The sequence below is a fragment of the Intrasporangium sp. genome, from assembly GCF_036566125.1.
Lineage (GTDB): Bacteria > Actinomycetota > Actinomycetes > Actinomycetales > Dermatophilaceae > Intrasporangium.
This window is the reverse complement of record NZ_DATCWX010000356.1, coordinates 1-3,911: the sequence shown is the minus strand read 5'-3', so window position 1 is coordinate 3,911 and position 3,911 is coordinate 1. Positions and strand designations below refer to the sequence as shown.

3 protein-coding genes are annotated in these 3,911 nt (G+C 68.2%); 1 reads left to right on the top strand and 2 read right to left on the bottom strand.

The window, feature by feature from the left end:
• On the top strand, window positions 1-840 hold an 840-nt coding region (locus VIR15_RS21055; protein ID WP_331931444.1), incomplete at its 5' end, for an inositol-3-phosphate synthase.
• 88 nt (window positions 841-928) lie between these two features.
• Here the strand turns inward: VIR15_RS21055 and VIR15_RS21050 are convergent.
• Entirely contained in the window at window positions 929-1,684 is a 756-nt protein-coding gene (locus VIR15_RS21050; RefSeq protein ID WP_331931442.1) for a DUF4190 domain-containing protein, read from the bottom strand.
• A gap of 270 nt (window positions 1,685-1,954) precedes the next feature.
• Complete coding sequence (locus VIR15_RS21045; protein WP_331931440.1) at window positions 1,955-3,775, bottom strand: CHAT domain-containing protein; 1,821 nt, start codon at window positions 3,773-3,775, stop codon at window positions 1,955-1,957.
• Window positions 3,776-3,911: the final 136 nt, after the last annotated feature.

The window sequence follows — 3,911 nt, the reverse complement described above, 5'->3', positions numbered from 1 at the left end:
CCGACCCTCGGGATCGACGTCCAGCGTGGTCACACCCTCGACGGCCTCGGCAAGTACTACCGCCAGACGATCGACGAGTCCGACGCCGAGCCGGTCGACGTGGTCCAGGTCCTCCGGGACGCCGAGGTCGACGTCCTGGTGTCCTACCTGCCGGTGGGCTCCGAGGACGCGGACAAGTTCTACGCCCAGTGCGCGATCGACGCCGGCGTGGCCTTCGTCAACGCCCTGCCCGTGTTCATCGCCTCCGACCCGGTGTGGGCCAAGAAGTTCGAGGACGCCGGCGTCCCGATCATCGGCGACGACATCAAGAGCCAGGTCGGCGCGACGATCACCCACCGCGTGATGGCCCGTCTGTTCGAGGACCGCGGCGTGGCGCTGGACCGGACCTACCAGTTGAACGTCGGCGGCAACATGGACTTCAAGAACATGCTCGAGCGTGAGCGCCTGGAGTCCAAGAAGGTCTCCAAGACCCAGTCGGTGACCTCGAACCTGAGCGGTTCGCTCGCCGGGAAGGTCAACGACCGGAACGTGCACATCGGCCCGTCGGACTACGTCGCCTGGCTCGACGACCGCAAGTGGGCCTACGTCCGCCTCGAGGGTCGCGCCTTCGGTGACGCGCCGCTCAACCTCGAGTACAAGCTCGAGGTCTGGGACTCCCCCAACTCGGCCGGCATCATCATCGACGCCATCCGCGCCGCGAAGATCGCCAAGGACCGCGGCATCGGTGGCGCGCTGCTGTCCGCGTCGTCCTACCTGATGAAGTCCCCGCCGGAGCAGCGTGAGGACACCGAGGGTCGCGCTCGCCTCGAGGCGTTCATCCGGGGCGAGGAGTCGCGCTGACCTCTGCACTCGGCTGAGTTCTTTCAGTCCGTATGCCGCTGGGCCCGCTTCCCGAGGGGAGGCGGGCCCTCGCGCACGCTGAGGACTGCTACTTGAGGGCGGTGCCCGTGGTCGTACCCGAGGGCGCCTCGACGACGCAGATGACGGTGCGGTCGCCGCGCCAGGTGAACGAGTCCGGGTAGAAGAACGCCGGGTCGAGGTTCTCATAGGCACGGTCGGTCAGGAGCGGGTCGCCCTTGTCGGTGCAACCCTTGTCTGCTGCATCGATGACCTTGTCCTCGCCGGGGTAGGCCCCGTCGGGCAGCTCGAAGGTGATGACGACCTGGGCCTCGTGCGGCGAGGCACAGGGTGTGACCGTCACGAGGTCGACCTCGTCTCCCTTGCCACCGGTGTAGGAGAAGCAGTCACCGGCCTTCAGGTCGTTGACGAAGGTCTCCTGCTCCTGCGTGACGGGCGCGGACGAATCGGGGGTGACCGCACCGGACGGGTCCGGGCTCCCTGAACCGGACGGGTCCGGGCTCCCTGAACCGGACGGCTGTTGGGCGACGGCACCAGGCGGGGCAGAGGTGGGCTGGTCGACGGAGGCGGCGAAGACAAGGGCCACGGCCCAACCGACGAGCCACAGGCCACCGAGAACGATGCCCGCGATGGCCATGCCTCTACCGCGCTGGATCCTCCGCTGCAGCTGGCTGAGCGCGAAGATGCCCAGCACGATCGCCGCGATGGCTGCGATCGGGAAGATGCCTAGGAGTCCGCAGCAAAGGGCTGCGATGGCCAAGCCGTTGCTCCCGGGCGTCGGGCTCCGGTCCGCCGGCACCGGCGAGGGCGCGGCTGGCAGGGGCATCGTCCAAGCGTTCGTCGTCGGCTGGGCGGACCCAGTGGGCCCGACGGGGGGCAGGGGGCCGGTGCTCTCGGGAGGGACAGGTCCCGGCTGCGGCGGGCCGCTCGGTGGCGGAAGATCAGCGGCCATGCGAGCGAGGGTGACAGTGCGAGCGGCGCACGGTGTCAGAATGCGAAGATCGCCGCCGGATCGTTACGCGCCAGAAGGCTGTGGATGAGCCCAAAACGGATCGACTGACAGGATTCGGGGCAAACGTGTTCACCCGATCCGTGCCTAGGGGCTGACTGGTTTGGACGTGTCCACGAGGATGGCCGTCGCCGCAGACCGGTCTCCGGAGCTGTCGAGGGCGCGGATCGTGTAGCGATGCGTGCCTGTGAGCGTGGCGTCGTCGCGCCACCGTGGCGACCGAGTCGTCCCCAGCAGGGAGCCGTCACGCAACACCTGCCACTGGCTGACCGGACTCCAGATTGAGGGAGAGTCCCAGATGAGGGTGACCGGAGAGGTTCCGACGACCCTGACATTGCTCGGCGCGGTCACGGGCGTGACGGTCGAGATGACGCCCAGGACCACGGCGTAGGCCAGGAACGCGGTCAGCAGCCACGCGGCAATCCGGGGCCGTCGGGGCTCTTTGAAGAACCATCGATGCAACCGGCCCCTGAGCCGAACAGAGGCCTCAGCCGACTCGACTGATGGTCTGCCGGCGGCGCTCACTGCCGCGACCGAGTACGTGTAGACCCCCAACGCGCCGGGCGTGTCCGAGAAACTCGGCTGGTACACGACGTTCTGCGGGATGCCGTTGCGGGAAACACGCCATTCCGTGACGGTGACGCCTGGCACGGGCGGCTGGTGCCACCCCAGGTGGACGGTCTCACCGCGTGCCTGCGTCATGACGATGGTGGGCGCCGCCGGATCCGGGAGCGCGGGCGGTGGGGGCGGTGGCGGCGGCTCAACCTTCCTGGTGAAGAGTCGGCTTCCCTCCGGGCGCAGGTAGAGGACCGGCGTCGACCACTCCGTGGGGCTCGCCGTGAGAATCGCCTGACGCGCCAAGGTGACGGCAACGTCGATGCCCGCGCCTGCCGTCACATGCTCGTAGAGCACGCCACTGAACGCCGTCGCGGCGACGTCGCTGATCTCGAACTGCATGGCGACGACGGCGGGGATGCCGTGCTCGACGAGGGTCAGCGCCGATGAGCCATAGGGGTCGACCGCGGTGACCCTTCCCCCCTCGCACGAGTTGAGGACGGCGAGCTCGATGGGAGAGTTGCCCAGGAGGTCGGCGACGTGGCTGCACGGCTCCAGCTGCGCGCGTCCCATGGGGCCGCTGAAGGCCAGCAGCCCCTCGCCAGACTCCGGGTCGACTCCTCCGTGCCCGATGAAGTGGAAGACGTGGAACTCTCCGTCAGTCGCGGCGACGCGCAGCGCCTCGAGGGTGGCTTGGCTGAGGCGCTCGAGCTCGAGCTGACGAGAGTCGATCAAGGGCTCGAGCGTCGTCGTGAGCCGCTGCCACTCCGCCTCGACGTCCAGTGGTGGCAGGTCAATCGGGCTGCTGATGGCGACGAGCATGCGGATTGGCCCGGACAACGTCAGCGGCGCGATCGGCTCCGGTACGTCGACCACCCGCACGGTCGGGAAGTCATCCTGACGACAGGGGAAGCGCCGCCGCACGGGGTCGTAGAGGAGCTCCCACGGCAGGCTGATGAGGTCGGGCGTTCCCGCGAAGCGCAGCCGGAGCCGCAGCCCCTCGTTGTGCTTGACCGTGACGTGCAGGCTGCTGCGCAGGGCTGACTCGACCGCGCCCGTGAAAAGCGCTTCGAAGAGCAGGGTGCCGAATGCCTTGATGGCCGCGGACGGCGACGCGGCACCGTTCGGCACCTCCGGGTGCACGGGGGTGATCCGCCGGAGATCCCTCAGGCCCTGAATGAGATTCGTGACACTGGCGACGTCTGGGGGGACGAACTCCTCCGGACCCGTTGGACCGACCGGCGAGTCGAGGACACGAGTGACAAAGCCGTCCCCGCGGGGCTCGAGCAGGACGTCGAAGTCGGCGTACTCCTGCTTCACCTCGACCTCCTCCCTCGAGGTCGTCCAATGCATCAACGATAGGGCCGCGACCTGTCCCGCGCCCCTCGTTCGAGGCGCTGCTGCACGACGCGTCTGGGGATCACTGAACTCCGTTCACCCAATCGAGTGAACAACTTTCGGCTCCCCGAAGTTGTTCACTCGATTGGGT